Annotated in this window: 24 protein-coding genes and 3 tRNA genes; 13 read left to right on the forward strand and 14 right to left on the reverse strand. The window is 66.1% G+C overall.

The genetic code is table 11. The features are described 5' to 3' along the window. Positions 1-5 precede the first annotated feature (5 nt). Positions 6-82: transfer RNA gene (locus AC3WMU_RS00405), tRNA-Arg, on the forward strand. Between the two features lie 125 nt (positions 83-207). Continuing rightward, positions 208-284 (forward strand) — tRNA-Arg (locus tag AC3WMU_RS00410). Between the two features lie 96 nt (positions 285-380). Here AC3WMU_RS00410 and AC3WMU_RS00415 read toward each other — a convergent pair. Then, a complete protein-coding gene (locus AC3WMU_RS00415) occupies positions 381-611 on the reverse strand; it encodes a DUF3079 domain-containing protein (protein ID WP_006225521.1) in 231 nt (76 codons plus the stop codon). 185 nt (positions 612-796) lie between these two features. Here AC3WMU_RS00415 and AC3WMU_RS00420 point away from each other — a divergent pair. Further along, a tRNA-Arg gene (locus AC3WMU_RS00420) sits at positions 797-873 on the forward strand. A gap of 149 nt (positions 874-1,022) precedes the next feature. On the opposite strand, the gene AC3WMU_RS00425 is transcribed toward AC3WMU_RS00420, so the two are convergent. Continuing rightward, complete coding sequence (locus tag AC3WMU_RS00425; RefSeq protein ID WP_006225522.1) at positions 1,023-1,619, reverse strand: short chain dehydrogenase; 597 nt, start codon at positions 1,617-1,619, stop codon at positions 1,023-1,025. A gap of 144 nt (positions 1,620-1,763) precedes the next feature. Between AC3WMU_RS00425 and AC3WMU_RS00430 the strand changes: the two genes are divergently transcribed. Next, positions 1,764-2,648, forward strand: coding sequence for a LysR family transcriptional regulator (locus tag AC3WMU_RS00430; RefSeq protein ID WP_280026806.1), 885 nt, complete (start codon positions 1,764-1,766; stop codon positions 2,646-2,648). Positions 2,649-2,657: 9 nt separating this feature from the next. Here AC3WMU_RS00430 and AC3WMU_RS00435 read toward each other — a convergent pair whose 3' ends face one another. The 3 genes from AC3WMU_RS00435 to AC3WMU_RS00445 all read right to left on the reverse strand — a co-directional run bounded on the left by AC3WMU_RS00435 (position 2,658) and on the right by AC3WMU_RS00445 (position 4,583). Next, positions 2,658-2,906 carry a hypothetical protein gene (locus AC3WMU_RS00435; RefSeq protein WP_175216741.1) on the reverse strand — a complete coding sequence of 83 codons (249 nt, stop codon included), beginning with the start codon at positions 2,904-2,906 and terminating at the stop codon, positions 2,658-2,660. 95 nt (positions 2,907-3,001) lie between these two features. Beyond that, entirely contained in the window at positions 3,002-3,601 is a 600-nt protein-coding gene (locus AC3WMU_RS00440) for a helix-turn-helix domain-containing protein (protein ID WP_006225525.1), read from the reverse strand. A gap of 196 nt (positions 3,602-3,797) precedes the next feature. Next, positions 3,798-4,583, reverse strand: a complete 786-nt coding sequence (locus AC3WMU_RS00445) for an SIR2 family NAD-dependent protein deacylase (protein ID WP_006225526.1) — start codon at positions 4,581-4,583, stop codon at positions 3,798-3,800. Positions 4,584-4,752: 169 nt separating this feature from the next. Between AC3WMU_RS00445 and AC3WMU_RS00450 the strand changes: the two genes are divergently transcribed. Beyond that, on the forward strand, positions 4,753-5,379 hold the full coding sequence (locus tag AC3WMU_RS00450; protein ID WP_280026804.1) for a cysteine dioxygenase family protein: 627 nt from the start codon (positions 4,753-4,755) through the stop codon (positions 5,377-5,379). A 77-nt stretch (positions 5,380-5,456) separates the two neighbouring features. Next, positions 5,457-6,221, forward strand: coding sequence for an IclR family transcriptional regulator (locus AC3WMU_RS00455; protein WP_006225528.1), 765 nt, complete (start codon positions 5,457-5,459; stop codon positions 6,219-6,221). Here the strand turns inward: AC3WMU_RS00455 and AC3WMU_RS00460 are convergent. Together AC3WMU_RS00460 and AC3WMU_RS00465 are read right to left on the reverse strand one after the other, a co-directional pair. Beyond that, positions 6,130-7,791 (reverse strand): FAD/NAD(P)-binding protein, encoded by a 1,662-nt coding sequence (locus AC3WMU_RS00460; RefSeq protein WP_492281636.1) that lies wholly within the window; start codon positions 7,789-7,791, stop codon positions 6,130-6,132. The genes AC3WMU_RS00455 and AC3WMU_RS00460 overlap by 92 nt on opposite strands. Continuing rightward, on the reverse strand, positions 7,788-8,753 hold the full coding sequence (locus tag AC3WMU_RS00465; protein WP_492281637.1) for a Bug family tripartite tricarboxylate transporter substrate binding protein: 966 nt from the start codon (positions 8,751-8,753) through the stop codon (positions 7,788-7,790). The genes AC3WMU_RS00460 and AC3WMU_RS00465 overlap by 4 nt, the downstream gene beginning before the upstream one ends. A 300-nt stretch (positions 8,754-9,053) precedes the next feature. On the opposite strand from AC3WMU_RS00465, the gene AC3WMU_RS00470 reads away from it, so the two are divergent. The 5 genes from AC3WMU_RS00470 to AC3WMU_RS00490 are packed head-to-tail and all read left to right on the forward strand — an operon-like array spanning position 9,054 to position 14,050. Continuing rightward, positions 9,054-10,223 (forward strand): CaiB/BaiF CoA transferase family protein, encoded by a 1,170-nt coding sequence (locus AC3WMU_RS00470; RefSeq protein ID WP_427961995.1) that lies wholly within the window; start codon positions 9,054-9,056, stop codon positions 10,221-10,223. Continuing rightward, on the forward strand, positions 10,220-10,942 hold the full coding sequence (locus AC3WMU_RS00475) for an enoyl-CoA hydratase/isomerase family protein (protein ID WP_488704408.1): 723 nt from the start codon (positions 10,220-10,222) through the stop codon (positions 10,940-10,942). The genes AC3WMU_RS00470 and AC3WMU_RS00475 overlap by 4 nt, the downstream gene beginning before the upstream one ends. 32 nt (positions 10,943-10,974) lie before the next feature. Next, positions 10,975-11,808, forward strand: coding sequence for a CoA transferase subunit A (locus tag AC3WMU_RS00480; RefSeq protein WP_088589083.1), 834 nt, complete (start codon positions 10,975-10,977; stop codon positions 11,806-11,808). Continuing rightward, positions 11,801-12,535 (forward strand): CoA-transferase subunit beta, encoded by a 735-nt coding sequence (locus tag AC3WMU_RS00485; protein ID WP_006225534.1) that lies wholly within the window; start codon positions 11,801-11,803, stop codon positions 12,533-12,535. Before AC3WMU_RS00480 ends, AC3WMU_RS00485 begins: the two co-directional genes overlap by 8 nt. Before the next feature lie 9 nt (positions 12,536-12,544). Further along, on the forward strand, positions 12,545-14,050 hold the full coding sequence (locus AC3WMU_RS00490) for a class I adenylate-forming enzyme family protein (protein WP_492281638.1): 1,506 nt from the start codon (positions 12,545-12,547) through the stop codon (positions 14,048-14,050). 78 nt (positions 14,051-14,128) lie between these two features. Here the strand turns inward: AC3WMU_RS00490 and AC3WMU_RS00495 are convergent, their stop codons facing one another. The 6 genes from AC3WMU_RS00495 to AC3WMU_RS00520 form a co-directional block, all read right to left on the reverse strand. Continuing rightward, positions 14,129-15,043 (reverse strand): GntR family transcriptional regulator, encoded by a 915-nt coding sequence (locus AC3WMU_RS00495; RefSeq protein ID WP_006225536.1) that lies wholly within the window; start codon positions 15,041-15,043, stop codon positions 14,129-14,131. Between the two features lie 5 nt (positions 15,044-15,048). Beyond that, a complete protein-coding gene (gene pdxA, locus AC3WMU_RS00500) occupies positions 15,049-16,101 on the reverse strand; it encodes a 4-hydroxythreonine-4-phosphate dehydrogenase PdxA (protein ID WP_280026799.1) in 1,053 nt (350 codons plus the stop codon). Further along, positions 16,098-17,315, reverse strand: coding sequence for a D-threonate kinase (gene dtnK / locus AC3WMU_RS00505; RefSeq protein WP_492281639.1), 1,218 nt, complete (start codon positions 17,313-17,315; stop codon positions 16,098-16,100). Before dtnK ends, pdxA begins: the two co-directional genes overlap by 4 nt. Further along, positions 17,312-18,301 carry a 2-keto-3-deoxygluconate permease gene (locus AC3WMU_RS00510; RefSeq protein ID WP_052017898.1) on the reverse strand — a complete coding sequence of 330 codons (990 nt, stop codon included), beginning with the start codon at positions 18,299-18,301 and terminating at the stop codon, positions 17,312-17,314. Before AC3WMU_RS00510 ends, dtnK begins: the two co-directional genes overlap by 4 nt. Before the next feature lie 185 nt (positions 18,302-18,486). Next, on the reverse strand, positions 18,487-20,571 hold the full coding sequence (locus tag AC3WMU_RS00515; protein ID WP_492282344.1) for a TonB-dependent siderophore receptor: 2,085 nt from the start codon (positions 20,569-20,571) through the stop codon (positions 18,487-18,489). 294 nt (positions 20,572-20,865) lie between these two features. Continuing rightward, positions 20,866-21,399 carry a MarR family winged helix-turn-helix transcriptional regulator gene (locus tag AC3WMU_RS00520; RefSeq protein ID WP_006225541.1) on the reverse strand — a complete coding sequence of 178 codons (534 nt, stop codon included), beginning with the start codon at positions 21,397-21,399 and terminating at the stop codon, positions 20,866-20,868. 128 nt (positions 21,400-21,527) lie between these two features. Between AC3WMU_RS00520 and AC3WMU_RS00525 the strand changes: the two genes are divergently transcribed. Further along, entirely contained in the window at positions 21,528-22,502 is a 975-nt protein-coding gene (locus AC3WMU_RS00525; protein ID WP_492281640.1) for a Bug family tripartite tricarboxylate transporter substrate binding protein, read from the forward strand. 11 nt (positions 22,503-22,513) lie between these two features. Beyond that, positions 22,514-24,082 (forward strand): sulfatase-like hydrolase/transferase, encoded by a 1,569-nt coding sequence (locus AC3WMU_RS00530; protein ID WP_492281641.1) that lies wholly within the window; start codon positions 22,514-22,516, stop codon positions 24,080-24,082. Between the two features lie 12 nt (positions 24,083-24,094). Here the strand turns inward: AC3WMU_RS00530 and AC3WMU_RS00535 are convergent, their stop codons facing one another. Beyond that, complete coding sequence (locus AC3WMU_RS00535) at positions 24,095-25,801, reverse strand: AMP-binding protein (protein ID WP_492281642.1); 1,707 nt, start codon at positions 25,799-25,801, stop codon at positions 24,095-24,097. Positions 25,802-25,808 lie beyond the last annotated feature (7 nt).

Consider the following 25,808-nt stretch of genomic DNA (forward strand, 5'->3'; position numbering starts at 1 on the left):
TCGGAGCGCCCGTAGCTCAGCTGGATAGAGTACCTGGCTACGAACCAGGGGGTCGTAGGTTCGAATCCTGCCGGGCGCGCCAAGTTTTCAGTACCCCATGTTCCTTGTGAACGCAGGATGCGAAAAAACTTAAAAGAAAAAGCAAATAGGGGCAGCAGCAGCCCCAACGGCTTAATTATTCTGATATAATTTTGCCTCTTTGTCGGAGCGCCCGTAGCTCAGCTGGATAGAGTACCTGGCTACGAACCAGGGGGTCGTAGGTTCGAATCCTGCCGGGCGCGCCAAAGAAAGAAAATGGAAAGGCCTTTGATCTCGTATCGAAGGCCTTTTTGTTTTTCCGGCGCATGGCGTGCATGCGTATTGAAACTGCGCCGGGAAATTCAGTGCTGCGGCGCTTGTGTGGCCGCAGTTTGCGCGCCGTGCCGCGCATCATCGGTGTCTTCGAATCCCCAATCCCCCACGCTTGCCCAATCGTCTCCAAGGAGTTCGATGGGGTGCATGGTGCGGTCGGAGCCATTGCCGCAACTCATCGCGTCGGTCGGGCAATAGCGGTCGCAGCCCCAGCAGATGCGTTCGGGGTGCTTGGGATACATCGGAAATTTCTTGGCCATGGTTTGCCTGCATGCGCGGTGGGGCAGGATCCGGTCCTGTATTGCTGCACATTCAGCGTACTGCGCGGGGGCACAAGCCATCGTTGATCTGGCGCAAGGCATCGTGCATCCCCGAAAACCGCGGGTTTTCGGCCCCCGATTTGCACGATGGTATTTTTTCATGTTATAAACACGCCTCTTTCGGAGCGCCCGTAGCTCAGCTGGATAGAGTACCTGGCTACGAACCAGGGGGTCGTAGGTTCGAATCCTGCCGGGCGCGCCACCTTATTTTGAACACGCGGTATCAACGATGCCGCGGTTCAGCCGAAAGGCAAAAGCAATACAAAAAGCGGCTTGATGGTCATCTATCAAGCCGCTTTTCTTTTGTCTGGGCGACTGCTGCCAAGTCCGCTGCAGCAGGTCAATCGTGCATCACCACACCCGGATCACGCGCCCTGTCTGCGCGCCTTCGACGCTGCGGCTGTAGGCCAGGGCCACGCGGCTGGCGGGCGCGGCTTCGAAGCCGGGGAAGTACGGGCCATAGCTTGCCATCGACTCCTGCAGCACGGTCGGGCTGACGGAGTTGATGCGGATGCCTCGCAGCTCCACGGCCGCGCCGCGCACAAAACCGTCGATGGCGGAATTGACCGCCGAGGCGTTGGCGCCGAAGCGGATGGGTTCGTCGCTGACGATGCCGCTGGTAAGCGTGATGGAGCCGCCCGCGTTGACGTAGTGCTGGCCGATCAGCGCAAGGTCCACCTGGCCCAGCAGTTTGTCATGCAAGCCGATCTTGAACTGGTCTGCCGTCATTTCGGAGAGCGGGCCGAAGTGCAGGGTGCCGGTCGTGGAGACGATCGCGTCCACTTTGCCCACGCGTTCGAACAAGTTCCGAATGCTGTCGCTGCGGGTCACGTCGACCTGGTACTGGCCTTGGGTCTTGCCCACGGCGATGATGTCGTGGCGTTGGCCGAGCTCTTGTGCGACCGCGCGGCCGATGGTGCCGGTGGCGCCGATAAGGATGATTTTCATAAGGGTCTCCCGGGGATTGCCCGAAATCTGTTGGCTTTGGGGCGCACCGGCCAAGCGCCAGTGCATGCAAGCATTCTCGCCGTTCGATTTCCATGGAAAAATCCAGGAATGGTGGAAACACTTCACACTCAGGGTGCGTAATTCATGGACCGCTTGCTAAGCATGGAAGTGTTCGTGGCGGTCGTGGAGCTGGGCAGCCTGACCGCGGCGGCGGCGCGGCACCAGATGTCGGCGGCCATGGCGGCCAAGCACGTCAAGGGCCTGGAGGCCCGCTTGGGCGTACGCCTGATGAACCGCACCACGCGCCGGCAAAGCTTGACTGAGGCGGGTCAGGCCTATTTCGCGCGCTGCAAGACCATCCTGGCCGAGATCCGCGATGCTGAACAGGGCGCCGAAGCTTTGCGCCTGACGCCCAGGGGCCATTTGCGCATCACCTCGACCGTGACCTTCGGTTCATTCGCGCTGACGCCGGCCATTGCCGACTACCTGTCCATCTATCCCGATGTCAGTGTGGAGCTGGTGCTGAGCGATGCGGTGGAAGACATCGTCGCGGCGCGCTATGACCTGGCGGTGCGGATCGGCGAACCGGCGGATTCAACGCTCGTCGCGCGCACGATCGGACGCTACCAGATGATAGTCTGCGCGGCACCCGCGTATCTGGAGCGCTACGGAACGCCCGCCACGCCGGACGATCTGGTGCGGCATCAATGCCTGGATTTTTCCTATTGGAGCCGCCGCACGGGCTGGCAGTTGAACAGCGGGGACGGCAATCAGGTGGGGTATCCCACCGGCCGGTTCGTGTCGAACAATGGCCAGGCGCTGCGGCAAGCGTCGCTGGCGGGCTTTGGCGTGGTGCTGCAGCCCGAACTGCTGTTGGGTGATGACGTGCGCGCGGGCAGGCTGGTGCCGATCTTGCAGCCGTACTGGCCCGCCGCGCGCCCGATCTCGCTGCTGTATCCCAAGGACAGGCAGGCGTTGCCCAAGCTCACGACCTTCGTGGACTTCCTGGTGGATCGATTCACGCGGTAGGGCACGGGCTCACCGCCGTCGTCGGTCGACGGCCGTCAGCGAGATACCGTTTTTGAGCATCTCGTACGCCTGGCCGCCAAGCCAGGTGACTTTTTCGCCTGAACTGGTCCGACAGATGCAATGCATCTTCGGATCAAAGCGCGACGTGCCCAGCGCGGAATACGCGTCAAGGTCGGCCACGAAACGTTCAATGCGGTACAGGGTGCCATCAGGGGACGTGACCAGCACGTCCGTCAATCGTCTTGCGGTGCCGAGCATACTGCTTACCTCCTGCGCGGGGCCGTCTTTCATGCGGCGCCAAAGTCACGTGGACGCTTCAATTTCCGGAGCCAAGGGGAATCCCCCTCGCTGCGCTACTGAAAACGTCCCCCTAACAATGAATCATCGAGTTGGTCGGGTGACACGCCCAATGCTTCCGAAACGCGATCCAGGATGACCTGGCGAGGCCGTGGACGCGGCCGTTCCAATTCAATGTAGATAGAGTGATCCACGCCAAGCCGGGCAGCCATATCCGCAGTGCTGATATTGAGGTGCTCGCGCCAGGCGCGTATCAAGCTCCAATCGTTGCCGGTTTTTAGATTGACGACAGCTAGTGGTAAACGAGCGCGCTCCGCAGTCAGTTTCTTGTGCGGGGTTGCCCTGTATGCATCCGGCCCACTTCGCTTGGCGGCGCCGCTTTTGCGGGATTCGCCTCGGGGCGTCGTGATATCGGATTCGGCGGTGTAGATCGCACCGCCATTAGTCTGACGATACTGGTTATTTCCTATCCAGGAAAGCGTTTCGCCGTTATCAAGCATGCACTCGCAATCTAGGTGGTAATTGCTGGGAACGCTCTCAAGTTTGGCGATGGTTTCGGTGGTCGTGGCGTGGCGCACCACACGATGCAGGACACCGTCTGATGAGCGCACAAAGACATCGGGAAGTCTCCAGGAAAAAGGGATGATGCTCTCCACGGCCGAAACAGCTTGCGCCACTGTAATCCGGTGACGAAGCGGTGAGATTTGGGGTTTCCCCTCGACTGCTGCAGCAACCTTGTTTCTACTCCACAACGGCCCTAAAGATCTTCACAAATCTTCACCAGACATGACGCGATCAAGCCCGCGTCGCCCATCGGCAAGGGGCCTGTTGCTAGAGTGTGGCGGAGGGTGGTCAGCGGCCCGTGGCGCCGAAAGCCGCCGCCAGCAGGCGGGGCATGACGTCGGCGGCAGCGCCGTGCAAATTGCAGTGCGCTTGCCGGTCCAGCGGCGTCACGGTCGGGTTGACCTGAACGACCGTGGCTCCGGCGGCCAGTGCGCGTTGCGGCAATTCAGCGGCAGGGTAGACCAGCGCCGACGTGCCGATGGAGAAGAGCAGATCGCATTGTTCGGCCGCGCGCAGCGCGTCGCTCCATGCGTCGGCAGGCAGGCTTTCGCCAAACCAGACGACGCCGGGCCGCACCGGCGCGCCGCAATGCGTGCAGGCGGGCGGCGCGAGGCGGCGTCCTTCGTGGGGTTCCTCCGGCACGCCGCCGGACAACGCTTGCGGCGTACCGCAAGATGAACAGCGCGGCGCATGCAGGCTGCCGTGCAGGTGCGCTACCTGAGGGCTGCCGGCACGCTCGTGCAGGTCGTCCACGTTCTGCGTGACGACGATCAATTCGGGCACGTGGCGCGCCAACGCCGCAATGGCGCGGTGCGCGGCGTTCGGTTCGGCGCGCAGCGCTTGTGCGCGGCGCCATTCATACCAGCCCCAGACCACATCGGGATGCGCGCGGAACGCTTCGGGTGTGGCCAGTGCTTGCGCATCAAAGCGCGACCACAAACCGGTCAAGGCATCGCGGAAGGTGGCGATGCCGCTTTCCGCGGAAACCCCGGCGCCGGTGAAGACGACGACGCGCTGTGCGCCGTGTAACGTCTCCACCAGCGTGGGCGGAATATCTTGATAAGTACTCGTCATTTTCAACCTGGAAGATAGTCCGATACGCTGCGCGCTTACGCCCAGGCCTGTCAAGCGCGGCTTGGCTCCCATCGCCGTGATCGCGACAGGGATAAACGTGCGCAAGTATCCCGAATGGTGGATACTGGTTTTCTCATCTGGGATTTTCTCGCCGACACGGAGACACGCAATGCCCGACGCTTCACCCGGTCTGGACCGGCTTCGCCGTTTTATCGCCACCGCGACGCGCTTGGCCACCCCGGACGGGCTGGCGCAGACGCCGGCGCTGGAAGCGGCCTTCGCCGACCTGGTGCGCCACGACGATTGGTTGCCCGAGGCCTGTACCACGCCGCATCCGCAGTACTACCAGCAGTTCCTGCTGCATTGCGATCCGCTGGAGCGGTTTTCGCTGGTCAGTTTCGTCTGGGGACCAGGGCAGTTCACGCCGGTGCATGACCATGAGGTCTGGGGCTATGTGGGCATGCTGCGCGGCGCCGAAATCAATCAGCGCTACGTGCGCCATCCGGACGGCCAACTGACGCCCGCGGGCGAGGCCACCACCTTGCAGCCTGGTGACGTCGAACGCCTGTCGCCTGAAGAGGGCGACATCCATCGCGTGTCCAACGCCTTCGCGGATCGCGTGTCGATCAGTGTGCACCTGTACGGCGGCAACATCGGTGCGGTGTCGCGCCATGTCTATGATCCACAGACGGGGCAGCCCAAGCCATTTGTCTCCGGCTATTCGTCGCCCAGCCTGCCGAATCTGTGGGACCGGTCCGCCGCCGTGCGTGCCACCATCCCCGGGCTGAAAGGCTGAGCGCCGCGCCCCGAAAGCGCTGTTCGCGCGCGGCGTCTCATGCTATGTTCCTGTCCTAAATATTAGGAAAAAATAGCATGGACAAGACGCTGCTCAAGGGGCTGATGGTGTTGGAGGCGGTGACCGACGTGGACAATCCGCCGCGCACCATCGATGCGCTGGCCGCGCGGGTTGGCCTCACCCGCAGCAATACGCATCGCACATTGCAAACGCTGATCCACGCCGGCTACGTCATCAAGGACGATGACGGCGGCGGATACCGTGGCGCGGTGCGCCTGTTCGAACTGGCGGCGCGCCAGCTTGCGCAACTTGACGTGCGCAAACTGGCGGCCCCGTTCATGCGCACGCTGGCTGACCAGACGGGCGAAACCGTGCACTTGTCGGTACTGGACGGGTTTGATGTGGTCTACGTCGACAAGATCGACAGCCCGCAGCCCATCCGGGCCTATTCCATGGTGGGCGGCCGCGCACCCGCTTACGCCGTCGCAACCGGCAAGGCTTTGCTGGCCTACCAGCCTGACGGCTATGTCGAACGCTATGCCGAGCAACTGGTGCGGCACACGCCGTCCACCATCGTGTCCATGGCGCTGCTGAAAGACGAGCTGCGCAAGATCGCCCGCGCGGGCTACGCCGTGAACCGTGGCGAATGGCGCGAAGGCGTGGGCGGGCTGGCCGTGACGCTGTTCAACAGCCTGGACCAGCCCGTGGCGGCGGTGGGTATCTCCGGCCCGCTGGACCGCCTGAGCGCCGCTAGGATGAAGCAGCTGGCGCCGGATGTGTCGGCCTGTGCGCAGGCCATCTCGCAGGGGATGGGCTATCGGCGGGGTTTCCTGGATCAGTAAGCGGCGCCGGCCGCGCGAGCGCAATTGCGAGGCGCTGCGCCTGATCCCGCGCCAAGCGCGCGTTCACATCCATCGACGTGGTCCAGAAGTAGGTGCCGCCGGCCAGGCTGCCCAGCACCGAGATCTGCGTCAGCACCGCGTTCCGCGCATCTTTCAGGCAACCCGATTCGTAGTCCAGCGCGAGCCCGCCGAACGGGTCCGCCTGCGCATGACCGTCCTGCAGCAGCGTGGCGACCAATGGATCACGTGTGGCCGCGGCATCGACCGAGAAGCTCGTGGCGTTGACCAGATGGCGGCTGGCCTGCGTGACGAGGCCATCGGCCCCACGCAGGCGCGTTTGGAACTGCTGGTCCGCCGGGTCGTAGTGGCTGTCCACATAACCCGCCCGCACCTGCAACTGGCCGCTTTGGAACAGCGCCTGAAGTTTCAGCGCATTGCGCATCGGAAAGGTGGCGCGGCGCGCCATCCACAGGGATCGCCATTGCGATTGGAAAACGCGGCGTTCAGAGGCGGGCATCAAATGCCAGATCTGATCGACCGCCGCGTTGGTGGCGGCGGCCACCGCTTGCCAGGGGCGGGCCGCTTGCGACGAACGGCGGATCTCTTCTTCCAGCGCCGTGTGCGCGTCTGCGTCCAGGCCCAGCACGTCGTCGGCGTCCAGCGTGCCGCCCATCGCCCGCACCTCGTCTTTCAACGCTTGCGTGATGACCTCGACAGATAGCGTCCCGCCGTGGCGTGCGGCCAGTTGCAAGGCGCCGTCGCGGCTCAGGTGGCGCAACGCCGCGGGCGGCTGATTGTGGGGGCTGCGCACGGAGGGCAGCCGCCCGTTGCGCGATACACAGAGGATGGGCCCGCGATGGCCGGACTGCTGCAAGGCGGCGATGGCGTCCACGGCGCTGAGGCTGGTGCCCACGACGCACACGGCGTCATCCCGCGCGATCCTGTTTGCCAATTCGGCGACGGGGTAGGGGCTGTTGAAATAGCCTGGCGCGCCTTCCAGATGCGGAAAGGCCTGCGAAGGCAGGTTGCCGTTGCACAGCACCGCTTGGCGGGCACGCCATGGCGGCCCCTCGTCCGGATTCACGCAGACGGCGCCATCGGGCAGCGGCGACACGCGTTGCACCCGGCTTTGCACATGCAGCAATGTCACGCCCAACGATGGCGCCAACTGGCGGCAACGCGCATGGACGGCGCGCATATAAGCGCCGAACAGCGGCCGCGGAAGGAAGTCCGACGGAGCGACGGCCTCGACGCCCGCTCCGCGCAGCCAGGCGGGATCCTGCTCGCGCAGCCAGTCGACGAAGTCCATCCGCTGATCGGCCCGCGCCGACATGTTGCCGGCGGGGATGTTGAGCAAGTTGCTGGGCAGGTCTGACTGGTAGGCGCCGCCCGGCCCCGGCTCCGCTTGCGGTTCGAAAAGCGCAACGCGCAAGGGGAGGGAGGCGGGGCCGCGCCCCGCTGCTTCCAGTGCCAGCAGGAATTGGTAGAGCAGGCTGACGGCGACCGAGCCGCCGCCCACGATGGCCAGGTCCGCGGCCATCGATGGGGAGGATGCGTGGGCAGGCGTCATTTGGCGTTCGACATGCGCACCACGTCCGCCCAGCGGGCGACTTCCTGCTTGAGCACGCGGCTGGTGTCGGCGGGCGATGTGGCCACGGCATCGGCGCCCAGCTTCAACGCGGCCTGCTGCACCGAGCCCATGGCGGCGGCCTTCTGCATGCCAGCCGACAGCTTGTCGACGACGGCAGGCGGCGTGCCGGCGGGCGCCAGCAACGCGTAGGCGGTGGCGACGGAATAATCCTTCACGCCTTGCTCCATCAGTGTGGGCAGGTCGGGTAGCGCGGTGGCGCGCGTGGCGGTGGTTACCCCCAGCAGCCGGATCTTGCCGCTGGCGACCTGCGGCAGGAGCGCGGGCAGGGTTTCGATCACCATGTCGATCTGGCCGCCTAGCAAGTCGGTGATGGCCGGGCCGCTGCCGCGGTAGGGCACATGCATCAGGCGGGTGCCCGTCACCACCTGGAAGAGTTCGCCCGCCATGTGTTGCGACGTGCCCGGGCCTGCCGATCCGAACGTGATGGTGCCGGGTTTGCTCTTGGCCAGCGCGATCAGTTCCTGCACGTTTGTGGCGGGCACCTTGCTGTTCACGGCGACCGCCATCGGCATGCTGGTCGCCATGGAGACGCCGACAAATGCGGTGGCGAAGTCATAGCCCGGCTTGTCCGGCATGGCGGCGTGGATAGCATGGCTGCCTACGGCCCCCATCAGCAGTGTGTAGCCGTCGGGCGCCGATTTGGCGACGTACTCGGCGCCGATTTCGCCGCCCGCGCCCGCTTTGTTTTCGACCACCACGCCTTGCCCCAGAAGATCTCCCAGGTGTTGCGCGTAGATGCGCGCGGCGGCATCCGTGGCGCCGCCTGGGGGAAACGGCACGACCATGCGCACGGGTTTCGAGGGCCAGGCCTGGGCTTGGGCAGGGCCGGCGGCCAGCGCCAGAACGGCGCCGGCGAGCGCAATGCGCCACGTTTGCTTCATGGGGAGTCTCCTTGGTGTGGTCGGGCCGTTCTGCGCGGGCCCCTGCGGCTGCGGGGGCTTGCTGCGCTGCGACCCTGTTCTATAAGTCCTAAAATATAGGACTTGTATTCCAATAAATGGTTTACGTAGAATTCCACACGGTGATATGCTGGTCAACAATTAAGCGCGTCACCTAGGGATTGCACTAGGAAACACGGGTGAATGTCATAAATCCGTCCGGCATGATGCCATCCTGCAAACCGCGCTCTTATAATATTTTTCGAATCCTAAATATTGAATTTTTATAACGAGAGGTCAGACATGACACCCAGTTCGGCACTTGCCGGCATCACGGTGCTGGAGATTTGCAATGTCGCGGCGGGGCCGTTTTGCGGCATGTTGTTGGCGGATATGGGCGCCGACGTAATCAAGGTGGAAAACCCCGAGGGCGGCGACACCTTGCGCAGCTGGCCGCCCATCTCCGACGGCTACAGCGAGAACTTCGCGTCCCTGAACCGCAACAAGAAGTCGGTGACGCTGAACCTGAAAGATCCGGGCGACCTGGCCCTGGCGCGCGAACTGGCGCTGACCGCCGACGTGCTGATCGAAAACAACCGGCCGGGCGTGATGGACCGGTTGGGGCTGGGCTATGCGCAATTGCGCGAAGCCAATCCCAAGCTGGTCTATTGCTCGATCTCGGCCTACGGCCAATCGGGCCCGCGATCGCAGGAAGGGGGGTTTGACCTGACCATCCAGGCGATGAGCGGCATCATGAGCGTGACGGGCGAGGCCGGCGGCGAACCCGTGAAATGCGGCGTGCCGGTGGCGGACTTTTCAGCGGGGCTGTACGGCGCCTTCGCCATCGCGTCGGCGCTGCGCGCAGCCCAGGCCAGCGGGCAGGGCACGCACATCGACGTGCCGATGCTGGGCGCAACGCTGGGCATCGCCGCCTTGCAGACGTCGGAGTTCTTCGGCAGCGGCAAGGACCCGGTCAAGCTCGGGTCGGCGCACCCGCGCAACGCGCCGTACCAGGCGTTCCGATGCAAGGGGGGCTACTTCGGCATGGCCGCGGGCAACCAGGCGCTGTGGAAGGGCGTTTGCGCGACCGTGGGCCGCGAGGACCTGCTGGCCGACCCCCGCTTTACCGACACCAGCGCCCGCGCCCGTAACCAGACGGCGCTGCGCGAAATCCTTGAAGCCATCTTCGCCAATGACGATGCGCAGACCTGGCTGGCGCGCTTCCGTGCGGCCGGCGTGCCGTGCGCGCCGATCAACACATATTCCGAAGTGCTGGCCGACCCGCAGGTGGAGCACATGGGGTGGGTGCAGCCGGTGGAACTGCCCAACGGCGTGCAGACCCGCACCTTTGGCCTGCCGGTGCGGTTCGACGGCCAGACCACGGCGCTGCGCTTGCGTCCGCCCGCGCTGGGCGAACACAACGACGAGGTGCTGGGCGCCTTGCGCGGCGCCAAGAAAGGGGCGACGGCATGAGCGGCGTTCTGCATATCGACAAGCAGGGCGCGCGGCATGTGCTGACGCTCACGCGCGCCGAGAAGATGAATGCGCTGTCGGCCGAATTGGTGGAGGCGCTGATCACGGCGCTGGACGCGGCCGAGGCCCAGGGTGCCAGGCTGATCGTGCTGAAGGGCGAGGGCAAGAACTTCAGCGCGGGTTTCGACTTCGGCGACTGGCAGGCGCAAAGCGAGGGCGACCTGCTGCTGCGCTTCGTGCGCATCGAAACCTTGCTGCAGCGCCTGGCGGCATCGCCCTGCCTGACGGTGGCCTTGGCGCATGGTCGCAATTTCGGCGCGGGCGTCGACCTGTTCGGTGCGTGCAAGTGGCGCATCAGCGCGCCGGATGCCACGTTCCGCATGCCGGGGCTGAAGTTCGGCCTGGTGCTGGGTACGCGCCGCTTTGCCGCGCTGGTGGGCGCTGAACGGGCCCGGACGGTCTTGGAGCAAGCCGCGACGTTCAATGCGGAAGAGGCGTTGCGTGACGGCTTCGCCAGCCGGCTTGCCGAGCAGCAGGAATGGCCTGAAATCGAGCAACAGGCGGCGGAAACGGCAGCCGCGTTGACGGACGCCAGCCGGGTTCAGCTGTATGCGGCCCTGTCGCTTGAGACGCCGGATGCCGACCTGGCGCGCCTGGTGCGTTCGGCGGCGGCGCCGGGGTTGAAGGACCGCGTGGCCGCCTATCTGCAGGCGCGCTAGGGCACCAAGAATCAGCAGGGGAGGACAAGACAATGGCTTCGGGTTTCAATCAAAAGAACAAGCAGTGCTCGGTGGCGGAGCTGGCCGCGCTGGTGCCGGATGGCGCATCCATTGCGCTGGGCGGCAGCTTCCTGCACCGCGGGCCGTTCGCGTTCGTGCGCGAACTGATCCGCCAGGGCAAGCGCGATCTTGAACTGATCAAGCAATCGCCCGGCTACGACGTGGACATCCTGTGCCGCGCCGGCGTGCTGCGCCGCGTGCGCGCGGGCATCGTGGCGATGGAAGGCAACTTCGGACTGGCGCCCTGGTATCGGCGCGCCGTGGAGCGCCGCGAGGTCGAATTGGAAGAGCATGCCTGCGCCAGCCTGACGGCGGGGTTGCGGGCGGCGGCGTTCGGCGTGCCGTTCCAGCCTTGCGGCGGCCTGCATGGCAGCGGCTTGCCGGCGCTCAATGGCTGGGCCTGCCTGGACGACCCTTATGGTAGTGGCGAGAAGACGTATGTCGTGCCGGCCATTCGTCCTGACTTTGCCGTGATCCAGGCTTCTGAAGTGGACGCGCTGGGCAATGTGCGCGTGCACGGCACGGCGCATTGGGACCGCATCATGTCGCGCGCCGCAGGCAGCGTGCTGGTGGTGGCCGAGAAGGTCGTCGACAGCGCGGTGTTCGAAGCGCAGCCGGAATCCACGCTGGTGCCGTACTTCATGGTGCAGGCCTACGCCGTGGCGCCGGGCAGCGCGTGGCCGGGATCGTGCTGGCCGGATTACGCCATCGACTATCCCGCGGTAGAGGCATACATGGACAAGAACAGCGATCTGCAAGCGCATCTGGCCGCGGCGCCCGAAGCGCAAGGGGGCAATCATGGCTGAGCAATGGTCGGGCTTTTCGTACATCGTCACCAACCTGGCGCGTTTCATCCGCCCCGACGAGATCACGTTCAGCGGCGTCAATTCCACGATGCCGATGCTGGCGTGCCTGCTGGCGAAACGCGCCTATGACTGGGACTTCGTCTACATCAACGTGGCCGGCGGCGTGAATCCGCGGCCGTCGCACATTCCGATATCGAGCTCGGACCCGGTGCTGGCCGAGCACACGGCGTCGATTTTCTCGAACGAGGATTTCTACGATCTGTGCACGCGGGGCCGCATGGACCTGACCTTCCTGGGGGCGGCGCAGATCGACGGCGCGGGTTGCGCCAACAATTCCTGCATCGGCGACTGGCACGAGCCCAAGGTGCGCCTGCCGGGCGGCGGGGGCGGGGCGGTGATGCTGCCCACGGCGCGGCGCGCGTGCACGTGGCGCACGGAACACTCGCGCCGCACGTTCGTGCAGAAGCTGGATTTCATGACGTCCTGGGGCGGCTTCCATGGCGTGGTGACGCCGATCGCCGTGTTCGTGAAGCGCGATGGCAAGCTGGCCTTGCAGTCGTGGCATCCGGAGTCCAGCCTGTCTGAAGTGCGCGAACGCACGGGGTTCGAGTTCGACGCCACCGGCGCCGTGCCGTCCGAACCGCCCACGGCGGCCGAAGCCCGTGCGCTGCGCGAGCTGGATGCGGACGGTCAATTCGAACGCGACGCTGCCGTCGCGCTGCGCTAGGAGACCGCCATGACGATTGCCGAGGCCACGCTCGCGGTGGCGTGCGAACGCGCGTGGCGCCAGCCTGAATGGTCGGCGCGGCCCGCCATCGTGACGACCGACGAAACGCTGACCTATGCGGCGTTGTATCGCCGGGTGGGGCAGGTGGCCGGCGGCCTGCGTGCGGCCGGTGTGCCGCGCGGCGCTTTCGTGGCGGTGGCGATGGAGCGTTCGTTGGCGCAAGTGCTGGCCATCCTGGGCGTGATGGCGGCGGGGGCCTGCCCTTGCCCGCTGGAGCCGCGCCTGTCGGTCGAGGAGACGGCGCGGCGCGTGTCGGCGGTGGGTCTGGCCTGGATGCTGCACGATGTGGCCAACGCCGCGACGGCGGAGGCTTGCGGCCTGCCGCCAGCGCGCCTGCTGGCAGCCAGCGACATCGAGCAGGGGCCGGGGGATTGGTCGGGCAGCGACGTCGCGGCAGCCGACCCTGGCTTGCTGCTTTTTACCTCCGGTAGCACGGGCAACCCCAAAGGCGTGCTGCTCAGCCACCGGGGCCTGGCGAACAATGCGCGCGGCGTGTTGGCGCACACCGGCTTGACGCCGGACGACCGCCTGCTGCACGTGATGCCGCTGCATCACACCAACGCCCTGAACAACCAGATTTTCACGCCGCTGCTGGCGGGCGCCAGCGTGGCGCTGGCCGGCCGCTTCCGGGCGGACGACATGCCAGGCCTGCTGCGCGCGTTCCTGCCCACCATCATCACCGGCGTGCCCACCATGTACGCCCGCATGCTGGAATTGACGTTCGACCCGCAAAGCCTGGCGGGCTTGCGCTTCGCACGCTGCGGGTCGGCGCCGATCACCGAGGCATTGCACCGGCGTATCGAGGCCTTTCTGGGCTGCCCGCTGGTGGTGTCCTATGGCTTGTCGGAGGCGACCTGCACGTCCACGATGAATCCGCCCGGGGCGCGGCGCGTGGGCTCGGTGGGCACGGTGCTGGCGGGCCAGCGCGTAACCTTGCGGCTGCCGGACGGCTCGCAGGCCGCACCGGGCGGCGAAGGCGAGATCTGCATCGAAGGCGACAGCCTGATGCTGGGTTATCTGGGCGTGGACGACGCGGACGGCGGGGCGCCCTTGCTGTTGCGTACCGGGGACCTGGGCAGGTTCGACGAGCAGGGGTATCTGAGCATCACCGGCCGTATCAAGGACGTCATCATCCGGGGCGGCGAGAACATTTCGCCGGCGTTGATCGAAGGCGTGGTCACCGGTTTGGCCGGCGTGGCGGCGTGCTGCGTGGTCGGCGCGCCCGATGAGGACCTGGGGGAAGTCCCGGTGATTTTCGTGCAGCGTGACGGCGATGGCATGGTGGATGACGCGTTGCAGGCGTCGGCGATCCAGGCCGAGGTGCTGGCCCGCCTGGGGCGCATCTATGTGCCGCGCGATATCGTGTGGATCGATCGCCTGCCGGAAAATGCGGTCGGCAAGGTGGATCGCAAGGCCTTGGCGCGGCAGGTGGCCGCGCAGGCTGCCAGCGCATGAAGATCGCGCGGCCAGGTCGCCAGGCTGGGTAGGGGAAGCCTGGTCGGCAAGCGTCCCTCCCTGGCCCGCAAGATCCGATCAGGACTTGCCGCGCAGGCGGGCCAGTTCGGCCGAAAGTTCCGCCACCAGTGCCTGCGCGCGGGCCAGCGGGTCATGCCCATCGGGCACGATGCCGGCCGGGGCGGCATGGCCGGGTTCGGCTTGGGCCGGGGTGTCCTGCAGCCGGGGCTGCACGCTTTCGTGACCCACGCTGACATCCACATCGAACACCAGTTGCTCGGCGCGGTGCCAGGTCGTGAACCATTCCAGCGGCCGGCCGTGCTGGTCCATGCCCTGGCCTTGCAGCATCAGCAGCGGCGTGCCTGCCCGGGTATCCAGCAAGCCGGCCAGCCGGTCGTCCGCGGCAACCGCGCGGATCTGGTTGCGGCCGGCGCCCGGGCGCAGGCCGAAGCGTCGCGTCAGCACGCCGTGCAGGGACGCATCGGTCAGGTCATCGGCACGCAGGCCGGGCACCGCGTCGGCGGGTAGCCAGGTGCGCACGTAGGCGAGCGGGGCGTCTGCCACGTGGCGCAGGCGCTCCAGCATCAGCAACTGGGTCGTGCCGAAAAAGGCGGCGACGTCATCGGGCGGCTCGGCGCGCGCAAACGCCAGCACACGCGTCTGCAAGGCCACACCTGATTGGGCGAATTGCTCGTACAGGCCGGTTGAACGCTGCACCAGCCGCCGGTGTTCCTGGGGCGCCGCCACGGTTGCGGGGCGCCCGGTCTCGCGCTGGATCAGTCCCTCGGTGGCCAGGGCGGCCAGCGCCTGGCGCACCACGCTGCGCGCGACGCCAAAGCGATCGCACAGCGCGGCCTCGCTGGGCAGCACGGCGCCGGCCGCGAGCTTGTTCGTCCGGATATAGCCCCGCAGCAGGGTCGCAACCTGGGCGTGCAGCGGGATGTCTCCTGTGCGATCAAGAACGGGCAATGCGTCGTGCGTGGCGGGCGCCATGGGAATCAACCTCCGGTTTGTGCCCGCGCAGTTTCCCACACATGCGTCCAGCCCGGGGCCAGATGCGCGGCACGCTCGGCGGCCAGGATCAAACTGTCTTCGCGGGCGATGCCCTTGCCGGCGATGTCGAATGCGGTGCCGTGGTCTACGGACACGCGCACGACGGGCAGGCCTACCGTGATGTTTACGCCGTCATCGCCATAGACCGCCTTGAAGGGCGCGTGGCCCTGGTCGTGGTAACAGGCGATCACGAACTGCCACTTGCCGCGCACCGCTTGCGGGAACAGGGCGTCGGCCGGGATGGGGCCGGCGGCCAGGATGCCGGCCGCGTTGGCTTCGGCCACGGCGGGCGCCAGGATATCGGCGTCTTCGCTGCCGAAGATACCGTTTTCACCGGCGTGCGGGTTCAGGCCCGATACGGCCACCGGCTGGTCGCCACGGCCCAGTGCCTTGGCGAACGAACCGGCCAGACGCAGCACCGCGCGCATGCGCACGGGCGTCAGGTCTTCGATGGCCTGGCGCAGCGACACGTGGGTGGTGGCGTGGAAGATGTAGAGGTCGCCGGCCGAGAGCACCAGCGAGAAGGTCTTCACGCCAAACTCGTGGGCCAGCAGTTCGGTGTGGCCGGGCCACTTGTGGCCGGCGGCGTGCATGGCGGCTTTGTTCAAGGGCGCGGTGACGATGCCGTCGACTTCGCCGGCGCGCGCCAGGGCGCAGGCCGTGGTGACGAAACGCACCGATCCGTCGCCGGCGTCGGCGCTGATTTCGCCCAGCTTGACGTGGGCCAGCGACGGGCCGGCTTGCAGCACTTCGATCGTGCCCGGGGTGTTGGTGCAGTCCGCTGCGCGGTCCAGCTTGCGCACGATGGCGGCGTCGCCGCCCAGGCCCTGCACGGCCTTGATCATGACGTCCACGTCGCCGACCACCAGCAGGCGGGCCTTCTGGCGCAGTTCGTCATGGCCCATCAGCATCTTGGCCGTGATTTCCGGCCCGATGCCCGCCACGTCGCCCAGGGTGACAGCCAGCAAAGGCAGCTTGTTGGGTTGGGGTTGTGTCATCGCTTGAATCTCCTGTCGCGGATCGCGCGTACTGCGCGAACCAATACGTCTTCGGTGCCAAAGCCGCCGGCCTTGGTCACCACGGGCAGGCCCGCGGCCATGCCCCCGGTCAGCGTGCCCAGGGGCACGCCGCCCATTACTTCATCCACCAGCGCAATGCCGCGGGCGGCAAGCGCCACCAGCACGCTGCGCGCGCCGTCGCCGCCGGTGGCGACCACGCCCGCCGCGCGCGACGTCGTGATCAATTGCGCCGCCAGGCTGCCCAGACGCTCGGCAACCGTTTCGGAGTCCAGCCCGTCGAGTTGTCCTTCAGGCGCCAGCAACAGCACGGTGCCGGCCTCGGCTGGCGCCTGCGCATGGTGTTGCAGCAGCGGCTGGCTCCAGGCCTGCCATGCCGCGTCGTCGGCCAGTTGGGCCAGCGACGGTGTCCAGGTGTCTGCGCCCGAGGCTTGCAGGGCGGCGGCTTGCGCGCGCGCCGCGCTGTGCTGCGAGGTCACGACGACGACGACGGGCGCCGTCTGGTCGGCGCCGGCCCAGACGCGGGCCAGCGGCACGGCCAGGCCACCCGCGCCTACGGGCAGCGCGTGTTCACCGAGCAGGCCGATGGCGCGCGCCAGGCGTTCCAGGTCGGCATCGGTGGCGGCGTCAACCACGACCGTGTTGCCCGCCTGCCGGATGCGCGCGGCCAGCGTGTCGGGCGTATCGCCCGCTTGCGCCGCGACGTGGGCGCAGCCCAGCAAGGTGGGGATGTGGCTTTCGGTCACCGGCGTGACCGGATCGGTCGCGGCCGAGGTCTCGGTGACCGGCTTGCCGTTCACATACAGAATGCCCTGTTCGACGGTGCGGCCCGTGGCAGGAAAGGCGGGGCAGATCACCGCCACCGTGTCCGGGCCCCAGGCGTCGCGCGCCGCGTCGATCTCGGCCTTGAAGGCCCCGCGCAAGGTGGAGTCCACCTTCTTGTACAGGCGCGATACGCCGGCGGCGCGCAGTTGTTCGACGTTCTGCCGGATGACCCCGGCGGCGTCGGCGGCGGCCAGGGCGCGGCTGTTGGTCGTGACCGCCAGCACTTCGACACCCTCGGTCGCCGGGCCCGACAGCGCTTCTTCGGCGCCGCCGATGGACAGATGCGTGCTCCAGCCGGCGCGGACGAACTGCACCGCGGTGTCGCCGGAACCGGTCAGGTCATCGGCAACGATGGCGATGGTGGGCGTCAAAGCGCTTCTCCACGGGCCTCGCCCAAGGTGGGCGTGCCGCCGGTTACGTCCGCATCTTCGGACTTGAGTTCACCCGCGCGTTTCAGGAAATACGAGGCCAGGATCGGGGCCAGGATCGAGCTGATCAGCACGCATGCGGCGACCTGCGCAGTGGCGGTCGCGACGTATTGCTGGAAGTTGGGGTCGGCTGCCGCCACCACGGCGGGCGTGGCGATGGCGTTGCCGGCCGTCGTGCCTGCAGCAAAGCCCAGGCCGCTCTTGCCGCCGCGGCGCAGGATCATACGATAGCCCAGGTAGACCAGGCCGCCGGTGATGGGGCTGATGATCAGGCCCAGGATCAGGCCGCTCATGCCGCCGCTGACGACGGCGCCCAAGTTGATGCCGGTGCCCAGCGCAAAGGCGAAGAACGGGATGACGATGTTCGGCACGGGTTTGAGCACGTCGCGCCACTTCGGGTCCAGATTGCCGACCACGACGCCCAGCAGGAACGGCACCAGTGCCGCCACCAGGGCAATCATCGGAATATCGGCCAGGCCCGAGGCGCCCAGGAAAAGCAGGCTGAAGAAGGGGCCGTCGTTGACCGCGCTGGCCACATAGGCGCCGCGGTCGCGGGCATCGCCGTACTGGCCGGTGTAGGCCAGCCACAGGCCGCCATTGCTGTTGTCGAACGCGGCCAGCATGGCCAGGATCGACACGCCCAGCACGCCGTCCAGGCCGACGTAGCTGCCCAGAATGATGATCAGCGTGGCGGGCACCAGCGTCTTCATCAACAGGATGGTGCCGGCGGTAGCCAGGATGGGGCCGCCGGTGCGGGTGTTGACTTGCGTGCCGGTTGCGAAGATCAGCAGGGCGATCAGCGGCAGGGCGCTGTTCTTGAAGAGGGCGGTAGTGAAGCCGCCGATGGCCAGTGCATCAGGGGCGAAGGTGCCGATCAGGGAACCCAGGATCAGCGGCACCAGCATCAATCCACCAGGGATTTTCTGCATGGTGCCAAAAAAGGGCGAGCGGGAAGAGGCGGCGGTCGACACTTGCGGGAGTCTCCAGGACGGTTCTGGTGGGTTGCAGACGTTCGTTGACGCGTCTGTCAGTGGGGGTTGAAAAACCGTAGTGTACACCTGTACGTACAGCCGGTACGTACAGGTTTTCCCCATCCTGGAGTTCGTGTGCTGCCTTAGAAGCGGTAGGCCCCGCTCAGCATGACCGTGCGGCGCGCCCCGTAAAAGCAGTCGCCACGGTCCAGGCAGACGACTTCATAGGTACGGTCGGCGATGTTGTTGACGTTCAACGCGTAGCGCCATGGGCCATTGTCGTAGCTGACCATGGCATCAAACAAGGTCACGGCCGGTGTCTGCGGCGCGCCGCCATCGCGGAATGCCGTCAGGTAGCGCACCCCCGCGCCCACCGCGAAGCCCGGTTGTCCAGCTAGGGCGAAGCGGTATTTGCCCCACAGCGACGCCATGTGTTTGGGCAGGCCTTCCAGCTGCGGATCGGGATCGGTATAGATGTAGTTGGCGATCACGTCCACGTCTTTGGTGACCCGGCCGCGCAGCTCCAGTTCGACGCCGCGCGTGCGCGTCTTGCCCGCCTGGATCTGGTTGTTGGGGTTGTTCGGGTCGTTGGTCTGCCGGTTCTTCTCCCGCAAATCGTAGGCGGCGGCGGTGAACTCGATGTCGGCATCCTTCGGCATGTACTTGATGCCGGCCTCGACCTGCTTGCCGCGCATGGGCTTCCAGCGCTGGTCGTAGAAGTCGGAACCCGCGATCGGGGTGAAGGATTCGCTGTAGCTCAGGTAGGGAGACCAGCCGTTGTCGGCGGCATACATCAGGCCAAAGCGTTTGGTCGTGGCGTAGTCGGTTTCCTTGTCCTGGCCGTCGATGCGGTTGTCGGCGCGGTCGCGCCGGATGCCGGCCAGGAAGATCCAGTTCTTGTCGAACTTGATCTGGTCTTGCGCGTAGAAGCCCAACTGTTGTTGCTTCTGCTTCGGCGTGTCGGAGAGTTCATATTCCGGCAGGTTGCCGTAGACAGGGTGATACAGGTTCAGTGGCGCGCCCAGGCCGCTGGCCGTCTGGCTGGTTTCGCGGTAGTGCGAATAATCCATCCCGAAGATCACGGTGTGCTCGGTGCGGCCCCAGTTCAGCTTGCCTTCGATGTTCTGGTCAGCCAAGAGCGTACGCATGCGCGGCTTGTTGACGTAGAAGAAGCGGTCGGTGGTGGTCTGGTCTGCATCGATGTACGAATTGCCGCGCCGGTCACCGTAGACGTTCGGGTACAGCGACTGGTAGTCGACTCGGCTGACCGTGTTGCGAAAGTTCTGGCGGAACTTCCAGGTGTCGTTGAACTGGTGTTCGAACAGCCAGCCCACGCTGAATTGCTCGGTATCGTAAGCATCGAAACCCGGTTCACTGACAAAGCGGCGGGTCGGGATGCGGCCGTTCGGATTTTCCTGCACCGATCCGCTCCAGGGCAGGAACGACTGGGTGGTGCCGGCCTTGTCCTTTTGCCACAGGGCCTGCAAGGTCAGCGAGGTGGCGGCGCTGGGACGCCACGTGAGGGAAGGCGCCAGCATCAGGCGGTCGTCGGGCGCGTGCTGAACCTGCGTGTTGCTGTCGCGGCCCACCGCCACGACGCGGTAGAGCCACTGACCGTCTTCCGTCACCGGCCCGGTCAGGTCCGCCTGTATCTCGCGGCGGTTGTCGTTGCCCAGCACCACCCCGATCTCGCGTTGGGCTTCGGCCTGCGGGCGCTTGCTGACCAGGTTCACGATGCCGCCCGTACTGCCCTGTCCGTACAGCATGGAAGACGGGCCGCGCAGCACTTCCACGCGTTCCATTCCGTAGATCTCGGTGCGAGGGTTGTTGTAGTTGAAGAACTGACGCAGGCCGTCCAGGTATTGCGCCGGTTCCACGCCGCGGATTCGGACGTAATCGCCGCGGTTGTCCACGCCGTAGGCGTTGGGCCGCACGCCAGCCGCGTAATTCATCGCGTCCTGCACGTTCTGCGATCCCTGGTCCACGATCTGCCCGCGCGGAATCACCGTGATGGCCTGCGGAGTCTCGGACAACGGGGTATCGGTTTTGGTGCCGGTGGCGCTGCGCGTCGCGACATAGCCGTCGACGGGACCTGTCGCGGTCTCACCCGTGCCGGTGACCTGCACCGCGGGAAGTACCGTGGCGGGCTCGGTGGACGGGCCGGGTGGGGCGGGTTGGGCCTGAGCCGCCGCGCCGAAGCAGGCGGCCAGCAGGGCGGTGACGGGCAACAGGGTCTGCGACCGCGCTCGATGCGTGGTCGGATAAGGGTGGCGTTTCAAGAGATCTCCCCGGCGGCTGCTTGGCGGCCGATTACATATAGGAATAACAACGATAATTATTATTAATTGAGGGTCGGCCGGACACGCGAAATCAGGGTGATCGCAGATGTAAAAAAGCCCTGCAAACTGGCTGCGCGGGCAGTTTTATCGCATTAAATTCCATATTTATCAGCGGCTTGGAGCGGCTTCTGGTTTCGGTGCCCCGCAGCGGACGGGTGTTGGCCTCGCGCGACAAATGGCGTTTCAGGCGTACCGCGCCCGGCGCGTGCCGCCTTCGCGGCGGCTAGCCTTTTCCGAGACGATATTGTCGTCGGCCATGCGGCGCCCGCGCTGTTCGATACGGGCCAGGAAGTCGCGCAGCAGCGCGATTTCATCGAGGCTCAGGTCCTGCACCAGCAGGTCGTTCAGGCGGGCGACCTCGGGCAGCAGGCGCTGGTAGCGGTCGATGCCTTCGGCGGTTGCCTCCACGCGCACGACCCGGCGGTCGGCGCTGTCGTGAAGCCGCCGCAGCCAGCCCTTTTCGCACAGCGTCCCCAGCGTGCGCGAGGTGCGGGGTAAATCAAGCTTGGCGGCCGCGGCCAGTTCGGCCGAGTTCATGATGCCGCCTTCGACGGCGCAGGCCAGGATCCGCCATTCGCGACGCGTGATGCCGAAACGGCCTTCGCACAGCCGCACGAAGACCGGATTGCTTTGCGACCAAGCCTGATACAGCCGGTACATCAGCATGTCCGCCAGATGGGGCGGCTCGGACAGGGGCGTGGATGGCATGGCGTGCATATCGTTATGGAAAGTCCTGGATTAGATCAACCAACGGCCGCGTTGCTACAGTCCGCTCACTCAATCGGGTACCGGCCAAGCATGGATAACCATAACCGACAGCGGGCCACTGTCTCCAGGAGAAGACATTGCGTAAATGGATGATGGGCGCCCTGGTGGCGACGGCGTTGACCGGGCTGGCCCCGCTGGCCTGTGCGCAGCAAGCGCCGCTGGACGGCCCGCTGACCATCGTGGTGGGCTATCCGCCAGGCGGCAGTTCGGATCGCATTGCGCGGCTGGTGGCTGACCGGCTGAAAGACCGCGCCGGCGTGTCGGTGGTGGTCGAGAACAAGACCGGCGCCGGCGGCCGTATCGCGGCGCAGGGGTTGCATGCGGCGCTTGCCAGCCAGAACGTGCTGATGCTGGCCAACCCGGCCGTGATGGTGGTGGCGCCGCTGGTCTATGCCCAACCAGGCTACGACGCCCAGCAGGACTTCAAGCCCGTGTCGCTGGCCAGCCGCTACAAGTTCGCGCTGGCGGTGCCGGCCAGTTCGCCGATTCAGGATGTGGCCGCATTGCGCCAGTGGCTGCGCCAGAACTCCAAGCAGTTCACGGTGGGCGTGCCGGCCACGGGCAGCTTGCCCCACTTTTTCGCGTTGATGCTCGGGCGCGAGATCGAGCAGGAGCCGGAAGTGGTCGGCTACCGGGGATCGGCCCCGCTGATCTCGGAGCTGATCGGCGGGATCCTGCCGCAAGGCATCGATACGCTGGACACGCTGCTGCCGCAGCACCGCGCGGGCAAGATCCGCATCCTGGCCACGTCCGGAGACACCCGTGACGCGGATCTGAAAGAGGTGCCCACGTTCAAGGAAAGCGGTGTGAACCTGGCGGCCGACGGCTGGAACGCCTTCTTCGCCCCGGCCGCGATGCCGCAGGCCAAGGTCGACCGGCTGGGCGCGGACATCGCGGCCATCTTGCGCGAACCCGCCATGCAGGAGGCCGTGCGCGGCGTGTTCCTGGAACCGGTTTCTCTCGATGCTGCCGGCACCGCCGACGCGCTGGCCGCCTACCGCAAGCAATGGGAACCGGTGGTGCGGGCCTCCGGCTTCACGGCCACGCAATAAGAGGAGCCGACATGGGCACCGTGCAGAACGTATTGTTCATCATGGCCGACCAGCTACGGGCCGACCACCTGAGCTGTTATGGCCATCCCTACTTGCAGACGCCCAGCCTGGACGCGCTGGCGGCCCGCGGCGTGCGCTTTGACCGCGCTTTCGTGAATTCCGGCGTCTGCGGCCCCTCGCGCATGAGCTACTACACGGGGCGCTACCCGTCGCGCCATGGCGCGACCTGGAACCGCGTGCCGCTATCGGTCAACGAGATCACGCTGGGCGAGTACCTGGCCGGGCAGGGGCGGGAGCTGGCGCTGGCGGGCAAGACCCACATCATCCCCGACAAGGCGGGCATGGAGCGGCTGGCGATCGATGGCGCCTCCGAATTGGGCGTGTTGCTAAGCCGGGGCGGCTTCACCGAGCTGGACCGCTATGACGGCCATCACACGCCCGGCAAGGAAAGCGGCTACCCCGCATTCCTGCGCCGCAACGGTTATGACAGCGTGGACCCCTGGACCGATTACGTGATCGCGGGCGTGGATGCTGGCGGCAACGTCGTCAGCGGGTGGAACATGCGCAACGTGCATCTGGCCTCGCGAGTCGCCGAGCCGCATTCCGAGACCGCCTACATGACGGACCAGGCGCTGGATTTCATGAAGCGGCGCGGCGACCAGCCCTGGGTGCTGCACCTGAGCTACGTGAAACCGCACTGGCCCTACATGGCGCCAGCGCCCTATCACCAGCGCTATACCGCCGACCAATGCCTGCCCGTGCGGCGCAACCGCGAAGAACTGGTGGACGCGCACCCCGTTGTCGCCGCATACCGCCAGCAGGAAGAAAGCGTCAGCTTCTCCACGGACGAATGCGTGCGCGTGGTGCGGCCCGCCTATCAAGGCCTGATCCGGCAACTGGACGACCACCTGGGCCGGCTCTTCGACTATATGGAAGGCGCCGGCCTGATGAAGAACACGCTGATCGTGTTCACGGCGGATCATGGCGACTTCCTGGGCGACCACTGGCTGGGCGAAAAGGAACTGTTCTACGACACCGTGCAGCGGGTTCCCTTCATCGTAATGGACCCGTCGGCCGCAGCCGATGCCACGCGCGGCCGCGCCTTGGCGGACATGGTCGAGAGCGTGGACGTGGTGCCCACCGTGCTGCGCGCGCTGGGGACGGCCGGACCGGGCCATCGGCTGGAGGGCCGGGCGCTGCAGGAACTACTGCATGGCCGGGATGCCGCCACGCCTTGGCGGGATTGCGTGTTTTCCGAACTGGACTACAGCTTCCGGCAGGCGCGGGTGCTGCGCGGCAAGACGCCGCAGAACGCGCGCGCCTGGTCGGTGCGGACCGACCGCTGGCGCTACGTGCATTGGTTGGACGAGCCCGAGCAGCTCTTCGACCTGCATGCCGATCCTGACGAGTTCCAGGATCTGGGTACCAGCAGCGCGCACGCGGGGGTGCGCGCGGAATTGCGTGAACGCTTGCTGGACTGGATGCTGCGCGGCAAGCGCCGCACCACGATCAGCGATGAAGCCGTGGAAAACGCCACCAACGCGCACAAGCGCGCCGGTGTGTTTTTCGGGCAGTGGTAGGCGGGGCGGCCCTCAGGCCTTTACCGCGGAGCGGGTTTGGGATTGGGGGGCGGCATTCTGCGCCTCCGGCTTCAACTCCCGCCGCAATATCTTGCCCACGTTGGTGCGCGGCAAGTCATCGCGAAACTCCACGTAGCGCGGCACCTTGTAGCCGGTCAGTTGCGTGCGGCAATGGGCGATCAGCGTTTCCGCGTCCAGCCCGGGGTCCTTGCGGATGACGTACAGCTTCACCGCCTCGCCCGAGCGTTCGTCGGGCACCCCGACCGCGGCCACTTCGCGTACGCCGGGATGCAGCGCGGCCGCATCTTCGACCTCGTTGGGATAGACGTTGAAGCCGGACACCAGGATCATGTCCTTCTTGCGGTCGATGAGGAATACGTAGCCGTTTTCATCGACGTAGCCAATGTCGCCTGTGCGCAGGAAGCCGTCCGGGTACATCACCAGCGCGGTTTCGTCGGGCCGGTTCCAATAGCCTTGCGTGACCTGGGGTCCGCGCACGTAGATTTCGCCGCTTTCGCCGATGCCTTGCTCTTGGCCTTCGTCATTGCGGATGGAAATTTCGGTGGACGGCACCGGCAGGCCGATCGAACCGGTGAACACCTTGACGTCCAGCGGGTTGACGGTGACGGCGGGCGAGGTCTCGGTCAGGCCGTAGGCTTGCGCCAGCGACTTGCCGGTAACGGCGCGCCAGCGGTCGGCCACGGCGCGTTGCACCGCCATGCCGCCGCCCATCGTCAGGCGCAGGCGCGAGAAGTCCAGTTTGGCGAAATCGGGATGATTGAGCAGCGCGTTGAACAGCGTGTTCACCCCGGTGAAGGCGGAAAATGGCACCTTGCCCATCTCTTTGATCAAGCCGGGGATGTCGCGCGGATTGATGATGAGCAGGTTGCTGGCGCCGATCTTCATGAAGGTCAGGCAGTTCGCCGTCAGCGCGAAGATGTGGTAGAGCGGCAGGGCCGTCACGACGCACTCTTCGCCTTCTTTTACCAATGGCTTGATCCAGGCATGGGCCTGGCTCAGGTTGGCCACCAGGTTGCCGTGCGTCAGCATCGCCGCCTTGGCCACGCCCGTCGTGCCGCCGGTGTATTGCAGGCAGGCGAGGTCGCGCTGGTCCAGCGGTACCTCAGTGAATGGCATGTTGCGGCCGGCACGCAAGGCGTCGCCCAGCCGGACGGCGCCGGGCAGCGACCACGCCGGCACCATGCGCTTGACGCGGCGGACCACGAAGTCCACCAGCCGGCCTTTTACGGGCCCAAGCATCCCGCCGATGGACGTCACCAGCACGCGCTCGATCGCAGTTTGGGGCAGGGCCTTTTGCAAGGTGGCCGCGAAGTTGTCCGCCACTACGATGGCGCGCGCGCCCGAATCGGCCAACTGGTGTTCAAGCTCGTGCGCGGTATAGAGCGGGTTGCAGTTGACGACGACGCAGCCGGCGCGCAGCGCGCCGAACAGGCAGACCGGATACTGCAGCAGGTTGGGCATCATCAGCGCGACACGGTCGCCCTTGCCCAGCCCGTTGGCATGCAGCCATGCGGCAAAGTCGCGCGTCAGCGCGTCCAGTTCGGCGTAGCGCATCGACTTGCCCATGCTGATGTAGGCGGTCTTGTCCGCAAAGCGGCGGCAACTTTCCTGCACGACCGAGACCAGCGTCGTCACGCCGTCCATCTCGATCTCCGCGGGAACGCCGGAGGGATAGCTCTTGTGCCAGATTCGTTCCATCGTCGTG

It is taken from the genome of Achromobacter sp. FW305-C-13, from assembly GCF_058783475.1.

Excerpts from the sequence above, each read along its gene's own strand:
- AC3WMU_RS00450 (WP_280026804.1), top strand. The coding sequence starts at position 4,753 with ATGCCCGACGCTTCACCCGGTCTGGACCGGCTTCGCCGTTTTATCGCC.
- AC3WMU_RS00480 (WP_088589083.1), top strand. The coding sequence starts at position 10,975 with ATGGCTTCGGGTTTCAATCAAAAGAACAAGCAGTGCTCGGTGGCGGAG.
- AC3WMU_RS00430 (WP_280026806.1), top strand. The coding sequence starts at position 1,764 with ATGGACCGCTTGCTAAGCATGGAAGTGTTCGTGGCGGTCGTGGAGCTG.
- AC3WMU_RS00520 (WP_006225541.1), bottom strand. The coding sequence starts at position 21,399 with ATGCACGCCATGCCATCCACGCCCCTGTCCGAGCCGCCCCATCTGGCG.
- AC3WMU_RS00530 (WP_492281641.1), top strand. The coding sequence starts at position 22,514 with ATGGGCACCGTGCAGAACGTATTGTTCATCATGGCCGACCAGCTACGG.
- AC3WMU_RS00470 (WP_427961995.1), top strand. The coding sequence starts at position 9,054 with ATGACACCCAGTTCGGCACTTGCCGGCATCACGGTGCTGGAGATTTGC.
- pdxA (WP_280026799.1), bottom strand. The coding sequence starts at position 16,101 with ATGACACAACCCCAACCCAACAAGCTGCCTTTGCTGGCTGTCACCCTG.
- AC3WMU_RS00460 (WP_492281636.1), bottom strand. The coding sequence starts at position 7,791 with ATGACGCCTGCCCACGCATCCTCCCCATCGATGGCCGCGGACCTGGCC.
- AC3WMU_RS00415 (WP_006225521.1), bottom strand. The coding sequence starts at position 611 with ATGGCCAAGAAATTTCCGATGTATCCCAAGCACCCCGAACGCATCTGC.
- AC3WMU_RS00510 (WP_052017898.1), bottom strand. The coding sequence starts at position 18,301 with ATGCAGAAAATCCCTGGTGGATTGATGCTGGTGCCGCTGATCCTGGGT.
- AC3WMU_RS00495 (WP_006225536.1), bottom strand. The coding sequence starts at position 15,043 with ATGGCGCCCGCCACGCACGACGCATTGCCCGTTCTTGATCGCACAGGA.
- AC3WMU_RS00490 (WP_492281638.1), top strand. The coding sequence starts at position 12,545 with ATGACGATTGCCGAGGCCACGCTCGCGGTGGCGTGCGAACGCGCGTGG.
- AC3WMU_RS00455 (WP_006225528.1), top strand. The coding sequence starts at position 5,457 with ATGGACAAGACGCTGCTCAAGGGGCTGATGGTGTTGGAGGCGGTGACC.
- AC3WMU_RS00435 (WP_175216741.1), bottom strand. The coding sequence starts at position 2,906 with ATGCTCGGCACCGCAAGACGATTGACGGACGTGCTGGTCACGTCCCCT.
- AC3WMU_RS00535 (WP_492281642.1), bottom strand. The coding sequence starts at position 25,801 with ATGGAACGAATCTGGCACAAGAGCTATCCCTCCGGCGTTCCCGCGGAG.
- AC3WMU_RS00465 (WP_492281637.1), bottom strand. The coding sequence starts at position 8,753 with ATGAAGCAAACGTGGCGCATTGCGCTCGCCGGCGCCGTTCTGGCGCTG.
- AC3WMU_RS00425 (WP_006225522.1), bottom strand. The coding sequence starts at position 1,619 with ATGAAAATCATCCTTATCGGCGCCACCGGCACCATCGGCCGCGCGGTC.
- AC3WMU_RS00475 (WP_488704408.1), top strand. The coding sequence starts at position 10,220 with ATGAGCGGCGTTCTGCATATCGACAAGCAGGGCGCGCGGCATGTGCTG.
- AC3WMU_RS00445 (WP_006225526.1), bottom strand. The coding sequence starts at position 4,583 with ATGACGAGTACTTATCAAGATATTCCGCCCACGCTGGTGGAGACGTTA.
- AC3WMU_RS00485 (WP_006225534.1), top strand. The coding sequence starts at position 11,801 with ATGGCTGAGCAATGGTCGGGCTTTTCGTACATCGTCACCAACCTGGCG.